This is a genomic window from uncultured Marixanthomonas sp., from assembly GCF_963974425.1.
Taxonomy (GTDB): Bacteria; Bacteroidota; Bacteroidia; order Flavobacteriales; family Flavobacteriaceae; genus Marixanthomonas.
On record NZ_CAXBCK010000022.1, the window covers coordinates 1 to 17,150 of the forward strand.

Annotated in this window: 25 protein-coding genes and 1 pseudogene; all 26 read left to right on the plus strand. The window is 34.6% G+C overall.

Going from position 1 to position 17,150, the window contains the following annotated elements:
• Positions 1-500 (plus strand): annotated as a pseudogene (locus tag AACZ92_RS07925) (type IV secretion protein Rhs); the annotation flags it as partial.
• Positions 490-1,572 carry a DUF2931 family protein gene (locus AACZ92_RS07930; RefSeq protein WP_339699433.1) on the plus strand — a complete coding sequence of 361 codons (1,083 nt, stop codon included), beginning with the start codon at positions 490-492 and terminating at the stop codon, positions 1,570-1,572. The pseudogene AACZ92_RS07925 and the gene AACZ92_RS07930, both read left to right, overlap by 11 nt.
• Positions 1,573-1,574: 2 nt before the next feature.
• Entirely contained in the window at positions 1,575-3,017 is a 1,443-nt protein-coding gene (locus AACZ92_RS07935) for a DUF2235 domain-containing protein (protein ID WP_339699435.1), read from the plus strand.
• Positions 3,014-4,054: a DUF2931 family protein gene (locus AACZ92_RS07940; protein WP_339699437.1), complete on the plus strand. Its 1,041-nt coding sequence runs from the start codon at positions 3,014-3,016 to the stop codon at positions 4,052-4,054. Before AACZ92_RS07935 ends, AACZ92_RS07940 begins: the two co-directional genes overlap by 4 nt.
• Before the next feature lies 1 nt (position 4,055).
• Positions 4,056-4,943, plus strand: coding sequence for a hypothetical protein (locus AACZ92_RS07945; RefSeq protein WP_339699440.1), 888 nt, complete (start codon positions 4,056-4,058; stop codon positions 4,941-4,943).
• Positions 4,936-5,619, plus strand: coding sequence for a DUF4280 domain-containing protein (locus tag AACZ92_RS07950; protein ID WP_339699443.1), 684 nt, complete (start codon positions 4,936-4,938; stop codon positions 5,617-5,619). Before AACZ92_RS07945 ends, AACZ92_RS07950 begins: the two co-directional genes overlap by 8 nt.
• A 3-nt stretch (positions 5,620-5,622) precedes the next feature.
• Positions 5,623-6,414, plus strand: coding sequence for a hypothetical protein (locus AACZ92_RS07955; RefSeq protein ID WP_339699445.1), 792 nt, complete (start codon positions 5,623-5,625; stop codon positions 6,412-6,414).
• The gene (locus tag AACZ92_RS07960) at positions 6,415-7,167 is read left to right on the plus strand and encodes a hypothetical protein (RefSeq protein WP_339699449.1); all 753 of its coding nucleotides are present in this window, start codon (positions 6,415-6,417) and stop codon (positions 7,165-7,167) included.
• A 2-nt stretch (positions 7,168-7,169) separates the two neighbouring features.
• Positions 7,170-7,745, plus strand: a complete 576-nt coding sequence (locus AACZ92_RS07965) for a hypothetical protein (RefSeq protein WP_339699452.1) — start codon at positions 7,170-7,172, stop codon at positions 7,743-7,745.
• A gap of 253 nt (positions 7,746-7,998) precedes the next feature.
• Positions 7,999-8,454 (plus strand): hypothetical protein, encoded by a 456-nt coding sequence (locus AACZ92_RS07970; RefSeq protein ID WP_339699454.1) that lies wholly within the window; start codon positions 7,999-8,001, stop codon positions 8,452-8,454.
• Between the two features lie 82 nt (positions 8,455-8,536).
• A complete protein-coding gene (locus AACZ92_RS07975; protein WP_339699457.1) occupies positions 8,537-9,055 on the plus strand; it encodes a hypothetical protein in 519 nt (172 codons plus the stop codon).
• Positions 9,056-9,210: 155 nt separating this feature from the next.
• A complete protein-coding gene (locus AACZ92_RS07980) occupies positions 9,211-9,396 on the plus strand; it encodes a hypothetical protein (RefSeq protein ID WP_339699460.1) in 186 nt (61 codons plus the stop codon).
• 137 nt (positions 9,397-9,533) lie between these two features.
• Positions 9,534-9,947: a hypothetical protein gene (locus AACZ92_RS07985; protein WP_339699463.1), complete on the plus strand. Its 414-nt coding sequence runs from the start codon at positions 9,534-9,536 to the stop codon at positions 9,945-9,947.
• 2 nt (positions 9,948-9,949) lie between these two features.
• Complete coding sequence (locus tag AACZ92_RS07990; RefSeq protein WP_339699466.1) at positions 9,950-10,597, plus strand: hypothetical protein; 648 nt, start codon at positions 9,950-9,952, stop codon at positions 10,595-10,597.
• A 61-nt stretch (positions 10,598-10,658) separates the two neighbouring features.
• The gene (locus tag AACZ92_RS07995; protein ID WP_339699469.1) at positions 10,659-10,913 is read left to right on the plus strand and encodes a hypothetical protein; all 255 of its coding nucleotides are present in this window, start codon (positions 10,659-10,661) and stop codon (positions 10,911-10,913) included.
• Between the two features lie 2 nt (positions 10,914-10,915).
• On the plus strand, positions 10,916-11,347 hold the full coding sequence (locus AACZ92_RS08000; protein WP_339699472.1) for a hypothetical protein: 432 nt from the start codon (positions 10,916-10,918) through the stop codon (positions 11,345-11,347).
• 92 nt (positions 11,348-11,439) lie between these two features.
• On the plus strand, positions 11,440-11,727 hold the full coding sequence (locus AACZ92_RS08005; protein ID WP_339699475.1) for a hypothetical protein: 288 nt from the start codon (positions 11,440-11,442) through the stop codon (positions 11,725-11,727).
• Between the two features lie 2 nt (positions 11,728-11,729).
• Positions 11,730-12,377, plus strand: a complete 648-nt coding sequence (locus tag AACZ92_RS08010) for a hypothetical protein (RefSeq protein ID WP_339699478.1) — start codon at positions 11,730-11,732, stop codon at positions 12,375-12,377.
• An 86-nt stretch (positions 12,378-12,463) separates the two neighbouring features.
• Positions 12,464-12,625: a hypothetical protein gene (locus tag AACZ92_RS08015; RefSeq protein WP_339699481.1), complete on the plus strand. Its 162-nt coding sequence runs from the start codon at positions 12,464-12,466 to the stop codon at positions 12,623-12,625.
• Positions 12,626-12,627: 2 nt separating this feature from the next.
• On the plus strand, positions 12,628-13,278 hold the full coding sequence (locus AACZ92_RS08020; protein WP_339699484.1) for a hypothetical protein: 651 nt from the start codon (positions 12,628-12,630) through the stop codon (positions 13,276-13,278).
• 385 nt (positions 13,279-13,663) lie between these two features.
• Positions 13,664-14,035 (plus strand): hypothetical protein, encoded by a 372-nt coding sequence (locus AACZ92_RS08025; protein ID WP_339699487.1) that lies wholly within the window; start codon positions 13,664-13,666, stop codon positions 14,033-14,035.
• A 491-nt stretch (positions 14,036-14,526) separates the two neighbouring features.
• On the plus strand, positions 14,527-14,751 hold the full coding sequence (locus AACZ92_RS08030) for a hypothetical protein (protein WP_339699490.1): 225 nt from the start codon (positions 14,527-14,529) through the stop codon (positions 14,749-14,751).
• A 397-nt stretch (positions 14,752-15,148) separates the two neighbouring features.
• The gene (gene tssD / locus AACZ92_RS08035) at positions 15,149-15,538 is read left to right on the plus strand and encodes a type VI secretion system tube protein TssD (protein ID WP_339699493.1); all 390 of its coding nucleotides are present in this window, start codon (positions 15,149-15,151) and stop codon (positions 15,536-15,538) included.
• Between the two features lie 112 nt (positions 15,539-15,650).
• A complete protein-coding gene (gene tssD / locus AACZ92_RS08040) occupies positions 15,651-16,046 on the plus strand; it encodes a type VI secretion system tube protein TssD (RefSeq protein ID WP_339699496.1) in 396 nt (131 codons plus the stop codon).
• 14 nt (positions 16,047-16,060) lie between these two features.
• Positions 16,061-16,681, plus strand: coding sequence for a hypothetical protein (locus AACZ92_RS08045; protein ID WP_339699499.1), 621 nt, complete (start codon positions 16,061-16,063; stop codon positions 16,679-16,681).
• Positions 16,678-17,121, plus strand: coding sequence for a hypothetical protein (locus tag AACZ92_RS08050; protein WP_339699502.1), 444 nt, complete (start codon positions 16,678-16,680; stop codon positions 17,119-17,121). The genes AACZ92_RS08045 and AACZ92_RS08050 overlap by 4 nt, the downstream gene beginning before the upstream one ends.
• Positions 17,122-17,150: the final 29 nt, after the last annotated feature.

Sequence of the window (17,150 nt, forward strand, 5' to 3'; positions counted from 1 at the left end):
GCAATGCGGAACGACCCTACGTAATGGGAGCATTGTACCACGGAAACCATAGGCCCAAGAGCTGGAAAACAGAAAAAAATGATATTAAAGCTATCCGTACACGGAGTGGGCATACTTTTGAAATGAATGATGCTAACGGCAGTGAGAGTATTACCATTACTGATAAAAACGGCAATGTAATTCGTATTGATACGGCCAATAACGATATTATGATTTCTGCTTTAGAAAACATGACGCTCAATGCCAAAAATATGCAGATTAACGTCGAAGAAAATATGGATGTTTCCGTAGGGAAAAATAAAACTGAAAGTATTACTGAAAATAGCTTTATTACAGCTAACAATGAAGATAAGCAAATTAGTGAGGAAATCAAGATTTTAAGCAGCACCTATAAGCAAGAAGCACAGGAAATTAAAACGGACGCCAGTGGCGAGATAAAAACCAACGCTGGCGGTAAAATCACCATTGCTAGTGCAGAAACCGTAAACTATGGTGAATAATCGTATCCTATCCATACAAAAAGCAATTGTATTTGTTTTCGCTATATTCTTGGGGACAACTTTGGGTATTTGCCAAGACAACAAAAAACAAGAAATACATATATCTGAAATAACAAACGGGAAAAAGTTTGAGTGGCGACCAACTGAAAGTGCCCCTAATCAATATCCTATCGAGATTCACCAAGGGATAATCACCTGCCAAGATGGAAGTATGGTTGAAATACCGAGTGGTGGCCGTACAGTACATAACGGATGGGGAGAAACAGGCTCTACCTATGTTGTAGGAGAAAACCTTAAGTCACTTCCAAAAAAATTAATGTTGAGCTGGCTGTCATTTACAGAAAGTACATTTTACAAAGGTGATTTTGAACTTCCCATAAATAAAATTAAAACCTTATTTGATAATGGATATGTAAATCATCTTGGTAGACAGGAAACATATTCAAATGTAGTTGTTGGTATGGCTCCAGGAGGCAATGTTTCCGTTTGGTTACTTGGTGCAGACAAATCGGTGGAAGTAGGTCATTACTTAGCCCATACAGCAGAAATTAGTATGGAAGAGTTTAATCCTAGCGGTATTCAGAATAGAAAAAAATACATAGCAGCAACTATAGACTATCTCCCTGAAAATATAAAAAATCAATTAAAGAAAGAAGGAGTAAATAAAGAGATATGGAATACTTACCGTAAACGATTTTCTTGGAAATTTAAAAATAAAAGTACTCCAGCAGAAATACGGACAAAATTTTACAATGGAGCACATTTTTATTTTAAAACTAACAATCCCGAAATAAGTGATTATGCTCAATTACCCATACCAAAACAAATAGGGTATAAATGGTACGACAAGGACAAAAATAAATTTGGTGCAGATATAATTTTTGATGAACAGGAGATTTTTCAAGCTTTTGAAGCTATTTTCAAAAATCCCAATAATAAAACAGTTAATCTTATTATCAAGGTCGGTGCATACAACAGTTCAGTGACTCTTTCCCTAGAATCGGAAAATGAAACCGTTGAACTTAATAAAGCAAAAGTTAACGTATATAAAACTTCAGATCAAATAAAATAGTTATGTTCAATACCGCATTAACATCTTCCCCTACAGGCGCAGAAAACTCCAAAAGTTTTCTCGATGAAATCGATTTGCAAACCGCACCCACCTTTGTGGAAGAATCCACCCATGAAAGCTTTGAAGAAACGGAATCAAAAAACGTGATGGTTGGTGTTTTTATAGATGGTACTTGGAACAACCGTAACAACACTGAAGCCCGTTTGGAATATGAGAAAGCTGATGATGATCCCTCAAAAAACTTTGAATTGGCCGCACGCTACATTAATGATGATGTGGCTAGTTTTGAAAATTATTACAGTAATATAGCTCGTATGGAGCCCTATTATGAAAACCTCAACACTGACAAACTTATAACGTTCAAGTTATACATAGAAGGCATCGGGACCGAAGATTTTGAAGAGGATTCTACACTTGGTGGAGGTTTTGGGACTGGAAGTACTGGGATTCGTGCTAAAGTAGAGAAAGCGTGTGAGCAAATCGTTAACATAACCAAAAAAAAGGGAGTCGAAAACATAAACACATTAACCATAGACGTTTTTGGTTTTAGCCGCGGTGCCGCCGCTGCAAGAAATTTGGTACATGAAGTAAGCAAACCTTTTCAAGCTGAAAAAGTAATGTACACTCACAATAGAACGGGAAGTGCTAGAAAAACCACCATTCCCGAAAAACCACGTCATGGCCATCTAGGAAAAGAATTAAAAAATAGTGGCATCCCTTTACGAATGTTAATCGTTCGTTTTGTAGGGATTTACGATACCGTTTCCTCACATGGTGCCGGGGTTGTCTTTAGTTATGACAACGATACCGAAGCTTTGGGGTTAGATGCCATTCGTAAAGCACAATTTACATTACACCTAACAGCAGCAGACGAACACCGAAAGAATTTTTCGCTTACTAATATACGTAGCGCATTACAATCCGGCAGAGGCAAAGAATTTTCACTGCCCGGCGTACATGGTGATTTAGGAGGTAGTTATAATAATGGAGAGGTAGAAAAACGAAGATTTGCGTATTATGAGCGTGACTTTGCTATTGATCAAGGTTGGTACAGCCCAGAGCAACTTGAAGTTGTACGATGGGATCGGAACGGAATGACCCCATCAGTTATTGAAGGTACGCGTACTTTACCAAATACTTATACGCATATCCCTCTTTCGGTCATGGCAAGTTTTACTGCACAAAAACATCTTCCTCTTAAAGCAGAACAATTAAAAAGTGCTTATGCGATTCCCCCTGCCCTTACTCCCTTAAAGAATAGGATTGATGAATATGTACTTAACAATGGAGAACCTTTGGATTTTGAAAATGATGAGGACAAGCTTCTACTGAAGCCTATACGCCATGATTTTTTACATTTTTCAGCACGATTTGGAAGTCTCACCATGGGACCACGTAGAAAATTTTGGAGCAGAGAACGTTACAGAAAAATAATTCCTGGATGAAAAATAAACTGAAAATAATACTTTTAATATGTTCTTGTTCCTTTCTTCAAGGTTCATGTCAACAAAAAAACACTGCTCAAATGAATAAATTTGAATGGCTACCAACTGAAACTGCGCCTAAAAACTACCCCGTTTATCTCTATAAAGCTTATTTTACTGCAGAAGATAACTCTTATATACGGATTCCAGATAAAAGAACTGTCTACTATGGATGGGGTGAAATCGGTTCTATACATATTTCTGGAGATGATTATAAAGCAGTACCCAAAAAGATGAATCTAATCTGGCTGGCTTATACTGAAAATAAATATTACAAAGCTGAAGTAGAACTTCCCTACAAGAAAATAGATAGCTTATTTCAACTGGAATTAAAAGATCCCAAAACTAAAAATATTCAGCATTTTGATTATATATCTGTTGGGATAGCTCCTGGTGGCATGATTACTTTATGGATGATTGGTACCGCCTATCAAATTGAAATAGGAACTTATTATGGCACTAAAACTGAAGTTGACTTTAAAGAAATGATACCCACAACAAATCTCAGCGAAAAGGAATTTATAAATTCCACACTGAAAGATGAAGTTTCAGATACCGTTTTAAAAGAAATAAAAACTGGAAATATACCTTTTGACCGTTGGAAGAATTACGGTAAAAAATACAATTGGAAAATAGTCTTGTCGCATAAAGAAGAATTTGTCCCCGGACAAGCAAAAATAACCATGGTCAATGGTGAACAGGACGTACAGTATTTTGACAATGACATCAAACCTATATTAGAGAGTTGGGCTTTACCAAGTTCTACTAGGATACAGTGGCAGGACAAAAATGGAAATCTTTTTGCCGCCAAGTTGTTATTCGATGAACAAGAAACCACCAAAGCTTTTAAAACTCTCCTTACAGAAAATAACAAAGAAGTTGTCTTAAAAGCCCATATAGGTACGTTTAATGATACTATTAAAACTACTTTAAGCAATAATGGAAATGAAATAGAACTAACGAAAACTCAAATAAAAGTATATTCTAAAACCGATTAATTTGTCAGAAAGCTATTCATATACAACCCCCAAACTAAAGCTTAACGGCCAGCTTGTTTCCCGTGACTACACGGTATTACTTAGTAATATAGAAACAAAGGGCAAGAAAATCATAGTCACAAAAATGGCTTGGGAGTTTAGTCTAGAGTTTTTTGGTCAAGATAACGAAGGTAACTTGCAATACACACTTACTAACCAACGCCGCTTTTTTTTAGATAAAAGAAACTTTCCTATAAAGAAGTTGAACAAAGCCCAAACCATTGCCTTGCAAGTAGCGAGTATTAATGATGAGCTAATGATAGTGGTAAGCAAGAATTACAAACTGTGTGAAGTAAAGAACACACAACAAATTCGCGATAAGTGGGAGGCAGTTAAAACAGAATTGTTAGACACCTACCCCGATCTAAAAGAAATGGCGGCCGATTTTGATTGGCAACTTCAGGAAAGTGAGATACAAAACGTGTTTTTAAACGATAATTTTTATAACTTTCTATTTGCCAATATCTTTTATCGGGAATTTGAAGGTGATTCTGCAATAAAAGATTCAAAAACACTGGCAAATGTGCTAGGGAATATAGATGTACCTATAAAAGAAGAAAAGAAAATCACCAAACAGGATATTACCTTTAGTGAAGTGACGATTGAGATTACCGGGGAATTGGACACCGAAGCAGATACGTTTCCCTTAGCAAAAATGAACGCTTTTTTGGGCAGCTTGCCTACCGAGCCTGGCTCACAGCACAATTTAGATTTTGAATACCACGGAAGCTATGAGCTACGTCCCGAATTGGGCTTGATTATTAATGGGAACTTAACTAACGCCATGAGTATAGGAAACCTTTATACAAAAGAAACAACGATAACCTTTAAACAGGAAGACGATGGGTAAAAAATATGTATTAGATGGAGCGATGCTACAATGCGATCAAGGTATGAAACCGGCAAAGCTTTTGGTCACGCAAAATAAAAAGGTGAAAATACAAGGCAAGTTCCAGGCGACCGATAAAGAAACCCAGGTTCCAGAAACTTTTGGACAGTGCAAACTAAAGCCTTCGGGCAGTAGTTATTTACCCTGTGTTCCTGCCTTACAACCATGGACCAAAACAGCCAAGAAATCTACCTTAGGCAGTAGCAAAAAGTTTTTGTTTGACGACAGTGAATGTATGTGTGCCACAGGCGGAAAAGTTACCGTGATACAACACGCCCAAATAAACAGTGCTGGTAGCGTAAAAGAAACCTTTAAAAACATTGCCATGATGATCCCCGGTGCTATGATGGGTAACGATAAAGCCCCAAAAGTAGTAGAGAGCTATTGGATGGATGAAGCTGGTAAAGAACGGATTGACAGTTCGGACTATGGAGATAAAACCCAGTTATTTGTGCTGACCGAAAATATGGATCCCGGAGAAACGGTGACTGTGAATGTAAAAGACAAAGACAAACAGGATTTTAAAGAAGGTGAAAAAAAGTTAAAATATACCGGTACCGTGCAGGCAGATGGCACCGCAGCAATGAAACTGGTAACCATAGACGAGAACTGGATAGAAACCGAAAAAGAAAAATAAATTATGGCACGTACGTTAGTAATTGATACCATTGAAGCTGCTGGACGGAGTTTTAGTTCTGGAGAAGAACTACTTATTGCTCCCCAGCTCAAGAAGTTCATGGTACATTTTAGGCGATCCACTGGTTATATGGGTGAGTATGGCTTCGACTGGTTACGTGATGAATATATACATCCTATAGTTACCGTAGTAAAAGATCATGATGGAAACCCTCATAATGCTAAGTTAGCACTCTGTGATGACGTCCCAGACTTAAAAAAAGAATACAAAACCACAGACGTCAAGAACCCTATTTCACCTTATGGTAAGGACTATTATCCTGCTTGGCTTACCATGTACCCAGATACGCCAGAAGCGCAGAACACTCATGGAAACCTAATTCAAACCTATGGCGTTAGTCTAAATTTAGAAATAGAAGAGCTTGAACCTTTGGTCGTAGATCCTACAGAACTCATATTCGAAGCAAGTAACCCAAATATTAAAATTGAACTAAAAACCCCTAAGTTATACCTGAAAAATATTATTTCCAACACTCCCACTGAAGTTAAATGGGATAGCAAAGTCCAAAAAAAAATATACACCGCCTCCTATATTCTCAAGATTAAATGCAAAGGAAATCTAACCCAACACGAAGAAATTAAAGTATTTGCTAAACTGAACGACCAAAAAGAAGAAGTGGGCAAGTTAATGGTATTTAAAAATGCCAATTACAAAGAACTGGAGTTTGATATCACCCCTGTACGAATCGTCCGGAAAGGTACGGTTGTTTCAGACCAGTCGGCCATAGAAAACTAGATGGACAAGGGTTTTGGCGATCCATCTAAGCCCATAACGGACGACCTTAAAAACCTCGAAACCTATTTAAACTCCCAAAGCTTAAACCAAGCACTCTTAAAAGCTAACATTGGCACTGTTTATGATGTTGAAATAGATGAAGCACAGTGGATTGCTGACGATTTAATCATTGCCGACACGAAAGTATTTAAAGGCAATCAACTCTTGGATAAATTCTATGAGGAGTTTAAAAAACAACATAAAAAGGCCGCCAACAAAAGAGGGATTATTGTCTATTTAGCACCGCTAAAGCATAGCAAAAGTGGTGGCCCCAAAGGTGCGGGCGGTTATGGAGATTTAGGCGATATCGATGCCAAACACTGTGTGATTTTTCAAACTAACCTGGACAACAAAGAAAGTTTTGCTCACGAAATTGCTCACGTAGCTGGATTAGAACACTCTTTTAAGGAGAAGGACGACTTGACTGATGAGCAAGTTTTTGGAATGAATGACTTTATTCTAAAAGTTGATGAACAAATGAACTATATGCTAAAAGGCAATTATTCAAAAGAAGAAATAGCTGAACTATGGATTCAATATAAAGATACTTATAAAAATTATAGAGAGCGTCTAAATATATATTATAGAAACTTACCAAAATTCATACAATCAGAAACAGAAAATTTTATGGATTATTACAACATCGAAAAATCATTTTGGAAGTTTCAATGGAGAGCATTACAAAATGATATTTTAAAATTTTATTCGAAATGATTATGAAACGTATTATAGTATTTTTGTTTGTAGTATTAATCAGCAACTTAGTGAACTCTCAGAAAAAAAAGATTGAGGCAATTACGATTCCAACAGAATCACATACCGTAGATATTGTTGTTGAACAAGGAAAATCTCGATTTCATAGAAAATCTGACAATCACTTTTTAGTTGGAGAACACATATTTATAAAAACCAAACTTAATAGGGATACTGATATTGCAAATAGTTATTATCCCACAGCTATCCGAAGCATAGGCACCTTCAAAGAGGGCTACAAAGACGGCCTTTGGAAAACCACCTACGAAAACAAACTGGTCAAGACCCAAAACTACAATAACGGCCTGGTGATAGGCCGTTACCGGGTATATAACACCAATGGCGATGTACTATACAATATAACTTTTGGTTCACAAGGAAACGGCAAATACAAGGATTATTATTACAATACGGGAACATTAAAAGAGGAAGGTCTATATGAAAACGGCAAAAAGCAAGGCGAATGGTGCCGTTTTGATGAAAAGGGCGATCTTGTGGAGACCATTCACTATGATGAGGGAATAGCTAAAGAAGAATAGGTGTCAACACATTCACTTCAAAGCAAAAAGATACTATCACTAAGAGTTGTTTGTCTTATATTTTTAGCGTTATTGATTGGGTGTAAGTCTAAATCACAAATAGAACCCCCAATTTTACAACCAGAGAATATAAAAATTGTAGTCAATTCACAAAAATATGATTCAGTTTTATACTGGTTCATAGATGATTATAAAATTGATGATAACGGTCTAGAATTTAAAAAAGAAAGACTATCGGATATAAAAAAATTATTTGATAAAACAAGGAAAAATATTCTATAGGAATACACTCTTGGACAGAGTGAAGGTAAACTATACAATTAATAAAGATCTGAATAAAAGCATTATCATAGAAAACGGACTGCCTTCATGTGATTATGAGTATAATATTGAGAGTATACCTCCGTATCTTTTTGATGATTCTGGAGGAACACTTTCGATGAACAATTTATTGAATATCTTTAAGAAGGGCAATGGAGATTGGATTGAATATTATTTAGTTGATTATTATAAAGATAAAAAATATGAAGTAGATGAAATAGCAGTTATCAAGGAAAAAGGCCAAGTAAAAAACAACTTTAAATATGGTAAATGGACTTATTATAATAAGCAAGGAAAAGTAGATAGCACCAAAATTTACAAGCTACAAGATTCAGTTGATATTCGGTTTCCACATTGTCTTTTTAATAAAAATGATCCGTGTTATTAAATACTTTTAGCTTTTAATATTTTTACAAATGGCAATGAGATATATTAAGAACTGATCGAAGTTTAACTCAATCATATTAATCATGAAAATACGTGTATTATTTTCAGCCATGCTGATACTATTTACTGCTTGCAAAAAAACGCTACAAAAGAGCGAAATAAGTATAGTGGCATCCGAGAAAACTTCAGTTGAACAAACCAAATATCTTATATTTGGTTTCACCGAAGCTTATCCTGAATTCTACTCCGAGGTTCTCTTTAAGCTGAACAGTAATAATGAACTAATTCTATTTTCTTGTAATTCAAAAAACAATCCTAAATTAGACTGTGACAAGATAGGGTCATATTCTGATACGCTAAAAAATGGCGATATTATATTAAACATACCCAAGCAAATAAAGGTTAGTGAACAGAAAAGCTTATTGCAGTTAAATGATGAAGCGTTCTATGTCCTTAAATTTAAAAACGCTAATGGGGCAGATGAAAAGGAGGTTTTCGTTAGTTCAGACTTTTCAAACTTAAAAAAAGATACAAAAGCTTATATGATCCAGCTTGCAAGAACCATCGATAGCTTGGAGCTTGAACTGGGTGTTCGTTATTGACTAGATTGGTTTTTAATCCCAATGACGCTAATAAAACTCTATGCAAAAAGTCTCAGCATTAAAACCGAATACAAAACTTCACAAGACAAAAGACATTTTTATATCTATTAGTCGATGCCCACAGCAACAATACCGACAAAGCTGCAAACCCTACCATGTTACACGAGATTGGGCATTCTTTGGGGTTAAAGCATACGTTTGATGAAAAAAATTTAGGGAACTATGTAATTAGAGAATCTGATAAGATATACAAAGAAGATTTAGATGAAGAAATTGAAAAGTTAGAAAAAACATTAAGCTTTAAAAACGATCAAAAGAAATCGATCGAACAAGGACAGTAAACACGTATTTTAACTTTCTTATATGAGCAAATTGAAAAAGTCACAAAAAACAAAGCTTGGTATTGCGATAACTTTGCTACAATAAAACTAGTTTTTTAAATAATGTTGATGAAGCAAAAAAATCTGAAAACAATCTATTGTCTAATAATCAAGACACACAATCAACTTTAAATAAATTAAATATTGATATCAATAAAATAAATAACAACATTAGAATTAAGAAAACACAAAAAAAGACTGCCGAAAAAAGAAATGATTTCCCCAAATACAAAGACCAATCTAAAACCGATGAAAACTATATGGATTATAACCAAGACACTAACGGAAAGTTTGTGGTTATTTACGATGGCTTTGATGAAATGGTATTGGTACATGAAGTGTTACACTGTATGAGCCTAAAACACAGTTTTGGCAGTGTTAGGGAGCATAGTTTTAAAGCCTTAAAGACCGAGAATATAATGGACTATAATATTGAAGGCACTTCGGACAGAAGAGAAAGCCTCTGGAAATGGCAATGGGAAAAATTGTGGGAATGGCACCAAAATAAATAATTATGAAAAAGATTTTAGGAATTTTCTTGAGTGTACTCGTTCTAAGTTGTGGAGCGCAAAATTATATAGTTAAGGATAATTTAAATAACTGTACGGAAAATGGTATCTCAAAAAACAAATATAATTTTGATATTCAAGGTTTTCAACAAAAGCTGGAAGAGCCAGAATCTTATCAGGTAGAAATAAACACAGATAATTCCAAGGTGTTGTTAATGGAAACTTTCCCAGATGAAATTGAAAAGAAATACACACTATATCTAACCTCAAAAACAAATAAACTAAACTCCGTATTTACATATGACCGTATAGGTAGGTTAATAAGAAAATATAACAACCATACAAACACTAAAGTTGGCGAAGAAATAAAATTCAAGTACAGCGATGACAAATCCACCACTCCCATAGAAACCTACCGAGTAAACTACGACACCATTTACCCTGTGTGTTGGAAAGAGGCATTGCAGATTGCAACTAAAAAGGGCGTCGATCCACGTGAAGCAGAGGTAAACATCGAAATGCCATTAAAGGGATGGGAACCAGAAAAACCAATGGTCTGGAAAATATTCGACAGAAAAAAAGTAGTGCTCGTAGATGCCTATACCGGTAAAGTGGTATTGGTCGGAAAACCCACACCATTTTCCCAATATTGATTTACTTAGCCTCGATAGATTTCTTCATTCCTAAATCCCTAAAGCTTTAAACAGAGGGTCTGTGGTTATTTATGAAGGGTTCGAAGAGATGGTTTTGGTTCACGAAGTTTTACACTGTATGAGCCTTTCGCATAGTTTTTGCAATGTTAGGGAACATAGTTTTAAAGCCTTAAAGACCGATAACATAATGGATTATGTAAATCAGGCTGGTACTTCAAATAGAAATCCTTTTGAGGCCAATGATAAAATAAACAACTTCTATAAATGGCAATGGGAAATAATGCGGAAAGACCGCAGCTTAATCTTAACTTACTAAATATGAAACTATTAAAATTTTGCGCAATTGTTTTGCTTTTCTCATCTTGCTTGGGCCAAAATAATGGAGAAAACAAAACAATAATAGACAATGGCAAAAATAAGCTCGAAATCACTTGTTTTATGGTGAGTCTTGATGGAGAAAAAAAGATCTATCAGATTAAGAATGACACAATTTTTTGGTTTGGTTCAAAAGAACAAATAAATAAAAATATGTATCATCGGTTAAAGGATTTTCCAAAAGGTATTTTAGAAAAAGATAATCAAATTGGTTGTGGTACTTGTTTAGATGAAGTTGATTATAAGTTTATTTTAAAGATAAATGGAGAAAAAAGTACTTGGTTAATCCAGCCTGGGCAAGAGATTCCTCAAGAATATAAACCCTATTTTCAATTATTGATAGGTTACTACGAGCAGGCGATAACGAAGAAATAGATTTTAATTCCAGCTATGTCCTCTTAAATCTTTTAAAACTATTCTGTCACAACTATAAATGGGTATTACTGTTTAAATATTCCAACCAAACTTTGGGCAATCATTATGTAATATTTAATTCTGGACTGTCCAGTAAAAGGACAGTTGTACATGAATGTAGTCATTCATTTAGCCTACTACATATCTTTTCAGCCAATCTAAGTTCATTTGATTTGTATCAAGGTTATAGTGATAATTACATGGATTATAATTGGCAAAAAGGATCTCCAGCACCTGAAGGTGGCTACTACGGCTCGAGAGATAATGTATACAAGGGGAAAATGTATTCACTTTATAAATGGCAATGGGAAAAATTGTGGGAATGGCATAAAAACAAATAATTATGATAAAGATTTTAAGTATACTTTTTATAGCAGCACTGGCAAGTTGTTCAGTACAAAAATATATAGAACATGATAATTTAGAAAATTGTAGTATTTCGAAAATTCCAAAAGAATTTTTTTTTCTCGACATCCCTGATTTAAAAGAAAATATAAAAAAAATAAATACCGATAGAGTTGTAAAAGAGAACGATTCAATTAAAATTACAACAATAGCTTTATCAGCTTATAATAAAAATACCGAATACTATTCTGTTTTAAAAACCTTGAAAAATAATAGCGAAACTTTTTTTGTCTATGATAGCTTGGGAAGGTTAGCTAGAAAATACGACACTCATACAGGAACAAACATAGGCGAAGAAATAAAATTCAAGTACAGCGATATCAAATCCGCCACGCCCATAGAAACCTATCGAGTAAACTACGACACCATTTACCCTGTGTGTTGGAAAGAGGCTTTGCAACTTGCAACTAAAAAAGGAGTCGATCCAAGTAAGGCAGAAGTAAACATTGTAATGCCTCTTAAAGGGTGGGAACCAGAAAAACCAATGGTCTGGAAAATATTTGACAGAAAAAAAGTAGTGCACGTAGATGCTTACACTGGCAAAGTTGTATTGGTCGGAAAACCGACTCCATTCTCCCAATATTAATCTATTTCGAACCCATACATTTTTTCGCTATTAAAATTTTTGTCAGTTTTGATGAAATGGTATTGGTACACGAGGTGTTACACTGTATGAGCCTAAAACACAGTTTTGGCAGTATTAGGGAGCATAGTTTTAAAGCCTTAAAGACCGAGAATATAATGGACTATAATGTTGAAGGCACTTCGGACAGAAGAGAAAGCCTCTGGAAATGGCAATGGGAAAAATTGTGGGATTGGCACCAAAATAAATAATTATGAAAAAACTTTTAAATACTCTTTTAGTATTCATTCTCCTAAGTTGTGGAGCACAAAGTTATCTTGAAAATAACAATTTAGGTTTTTGTACAGATACAGTTATCCCTAAAGACAAATATTTATTTGATATAAATAATTACAAAAAATTAGCTGAAACAGAGGGCTATAAAAATGTAGTTGTAGATTCAGATACTACGAAAACGCTTTTAAGAGAGGATATTTCTTATGAGAAACAAAAAAAATATTACAAGGATATAAAAACAAAAAAAAATAACTTTCATACAGTTTATACCTATGATAGTATTGGTAGGCTCATCGAGAAATATAATGACCATAGTGGTACAGAAATCGGCGAAGAAATAAAATTCAAGTACAGCGATGCTACATCCACCACGCCCATAGAGACGTACCGTGTAAACTACGATACCATTTACCCTGTGTGCTGGAAAGAGGCTTTGCGCATTGCAACAAAAAAAGGTATAAAACCTCAAGAAGTACATATGGACATTCAATACCCCCTTAACTATTGGGACGAAAAAAAACCAATGGAATGGACAATCTATGATTATGAGCATATTATGTATATTGATGCCTTTACCGGTAAAGCAACCAACCTCCGTAAAAAGGGGAGCGGCCTGCCCACCAATTGATAATACCAAAAAAGCTTTTGGAGTGTAGCGCTAAATCGTTCTTTGATAATCCTTCACATTACTAAAATAAATCATTTAGGAAAGCAAATCACTTGGCACAAATATAAATGCCTCTGCGATTTCTAAATTAAAAATTGAAATTGAAGGAATAAAAAAATCAATTGACGAAAAGAAAATTCAAAAAAGAACAGCGATAAAAAGAGATGATTTTCCCAAATACAGAGACCAGTCAAAAACCGAAGAGAATTATATGGATTATAACCAAGATACTAATGGGAATGAAAATAAAAATATGGAGCGTAAGGTTTTTTACAAATGGCAATGAGATGAAATGTGTAAGACAGGAATTGAGGGGAATTATTTACAAAAAGAAAATTAAAAGATTATGAAAAAACTAATTTTATTATTAATTATAGTACTCTTATTTTCTTCTAGCAAAAGCATTTACTACGAATATTCTAATAATGGAAAATACGCTACTTTGGAAATAAAAGATGAGCTTTTAACAATATATCGAAGCAATAATTTTAAATATATTTACACTAAAAACGCTACAATATATCCTAAAACTGATACAACAAGCTACATCGTATTCAGTATGCCGTTATCATTGTATTATATTGAAGAGAATCAAACAAAATTTAACCTCTGTGGTTTCATATATAAAACAGGTGAAGAAATATTTACTTCAGATTTGACATATTTAAAAATTAATGAAGACAGCATAATTTCAATAAGCAAATTAGATAGTGTTTAATCTTATAATAGTCAAACACTATCAGTTGGTGCCATTCAGAAGACAGTTAATTCTTCAAGAAAAGGAGAATTCCCTAAACAGGTAAACAAGTTTAAGTTTCCAGATAAATACGAAATATTGTTTAAAGAACGTGGTTGGAGTGTAGAAGAAAACGAAATGATTTACTCGGACAAGCCTGAAAACTCAGAAAAACAATTAAGCGGGAAGAAGATTAAGTAAAAAATTCGTGAAGGATTTGACAGTTCATCATATAAGAAAAAATTGAAATGCAAACCGCTAGAGCCAATTGTTAAAGCGGCTAAAGACGAAGACTTTCAAGTGATTCAGATCCAAGAACATAATAGACCGACTAGTTAAAGTTTTAAAGCTTAAACCAAGCACTCTTAAAAGCTAACATTGGCACTGTTTATGATGTTGAAATAGATGAAGCACAGTGGATTGCTGACGATTTAATCATTGCCGACACGAAAGTATTTAAAGGCAATCAACTCTTGGATAAATTCTATGAGGAGTTTAAAAAACAACATAAAAAGGCCGCCAACAAAAGAGGGATTATTGTCTATTTAGCACCGCTAAAGCATAGCAAAAGTGGTGGCCCCAAAGGTGCGGGCGGTTATGGAGATTTAGGCGATATCGATGCCAAACACTGTGTGATTTTTCAAACTAACCTGGACAACAAAGAAAGTTTTGCTCACGAAATTGCAGCTCTTTTCTAAAATTTGATTTCCTTTTTGTTTGTCATACTTTTTCCAAATATCCGTTTTATTATCGCTTTTGGAGGAACCTTCCTAATATCTTTACACCTGCAGAGGTATATTTTTCATAGGGTCCAATTAATTTACTCTCAACATACGTTTCTATCTCATTCTCTTAACCATTCTGGTATTCACAATTTCGACAAAAGCTGGAAAAGCCGAAGTATGTTCAGGTGAAAACAACTTTAACATACTTATGAAACAACAGTGTTTTCCTACACTCACAGAAATATAAGCGTAACACACATTATATTTAAACTTTAGTTAACAGCCTATTACAATTGATTTTTATAGCTTTACAATGTATTTATATATTTATAAGGCACTAATGCCATTTTTTAACTTAAAGTAAATTATTATGTCATTCAAAGCAAAATTAAGCCTAAACGGCAAAGAGTACAATGTATTAAACAGCAGTTATGACCTGTTCCAAGAAACTGATGCAACAGGGAGACCTTCTTCCGTAACCCGAGGGGGTCGCATCAAATTAACTGTTGAAGCCACTGCAGACACTAGCTTGGCAGAATGGATGTTCAATAACTTCGAACGCCGCGACGGTTCAGTAAAATTTTTAAAAAGAGACAACGAAGCCACAGCCAAAGAGCTTAAATTCTCTGAAGGCTATATGGTAAAATACGTTGAAAACTTCGACCATACAGGGGACAACCCAATGAGCGAGTCAATTATTATCTCTGCACGTTCTATTACCATGGGTACAGGACAGCATGTGAACGATTGGCCAATGTAATTCTTGCTTATAGCATTGAATTAAAATGCAATAAACCCATACAAGGGAGTGTTCATTGCACTCCCTTTTTTTATCCCATTTTTATGGGCAACCCTATAATACATAAAATTCTATGTCATTTCTCTCAACACTCATTTTAGATGATGAGGAGCTCAACTTGTTGGACTGCTCTTTTACCTTTACTCAAGGTACCGATTACACGGGTCGCCCAAGCGAAAAACCTCGTGGCGGACAAATACGTCTACTCATTGAAGGCACTGCAAAAACTGATTTTTTAGAATGGATGATCTCCCCTAACCTAACCAAAAAGGGTTCCATTACTTTTTACCGGCGCGACACCATGGCTGGTTTAAAAAAAGTAGAATTTACCGAAGCTCATTGCATTGAGTATAATGAGTCCTTCAATTCAACAGATAACGAGCCCTTAAAAATATTCCTTATCATTTCAGCAAAAGAAATTAAAGTGAAGGGTACTACGTTTACCAATAACTGGCCAAGTAAGGTTTAAAAATTAAAACATACATGGATTCATACTTTGGCTATATTGAACAAATTGATGATGGCGGTTGGCTTACCATAAAATTTGATGACGGTTTAATATGGTCATTACCAGAATACACCCAAGTTCATGTGAAATCTTCTAATGGCCGAGAAACATTTGAAGTATTAGAAGGAAGGTTTTTTGGAAAAAAAGCTTCTGTGAAGAAAAAAGGATGGCGTTGGGACCAATGGGACATAGATCGCTCTTATTTTGAAGAAGAAGTACATTTAAAAGAAGGATGTATACATACCGATGCTGCACAATTAAGGTTCTATAAAAAATCTAAAATTTTGGAAGTAACCGGACTGGGAAGCTTTAAAGCAATGACTGATCCTAAAAATCCGATCCCCGATGGCACTTATGATATTGAACTCCCCTACAAGCCGCATAAATCGAGTTTTAGATATGAAGCTCGAGCCAACTATTATCGAACTTGGTTTCGGGTAGGCAATTCGGGAGATCGGTTTTTACACTGCGGAAATATTTCTGCAGGTTGTTTAACCGTTACCGATATTGATAAATGGGATGCTATTTATAAGCATTTAATTATTTCAAGAAACGATTTTAACAGCATAGGAACTGTAAAGGTTTTAAATTTATGAAATATCAAGTAATATCTATTTTAACCTGTTTTATACTTTTTTTAGGATGCAATTCTAAAAAAGATAGCGACAATAAAAGTGAAAAAACTTTTGGGGTAAGCTTACTTAATTTTTCTCCCGAAGAAGAAGTTGCTTTAACAAACAAATTAGAAAACAAGTCCTTTCAATTTAACAATGGTGAAATTTCACAGCAAAAAGGAGATCAAACGGGGCACAAATTTTATATAAATAAAAAAGAATCAGATTTCAATACCATTATAAAAGTTAAAAAAATAAGAGAAGTCCAAGACTCATTAAAGGTCAATATTATTTTTTTTGAACGTGATGGAAATAGTTTAAAACAATATTTTAATCCCGGAAATTTCAACATAAAAACGAACACCCTAGAAGATAAAGCAGATCAATTACAACAATTGATCGTAAAACTTACATTTAAATAGATATACATATCATTTACAGAAAAGTCACT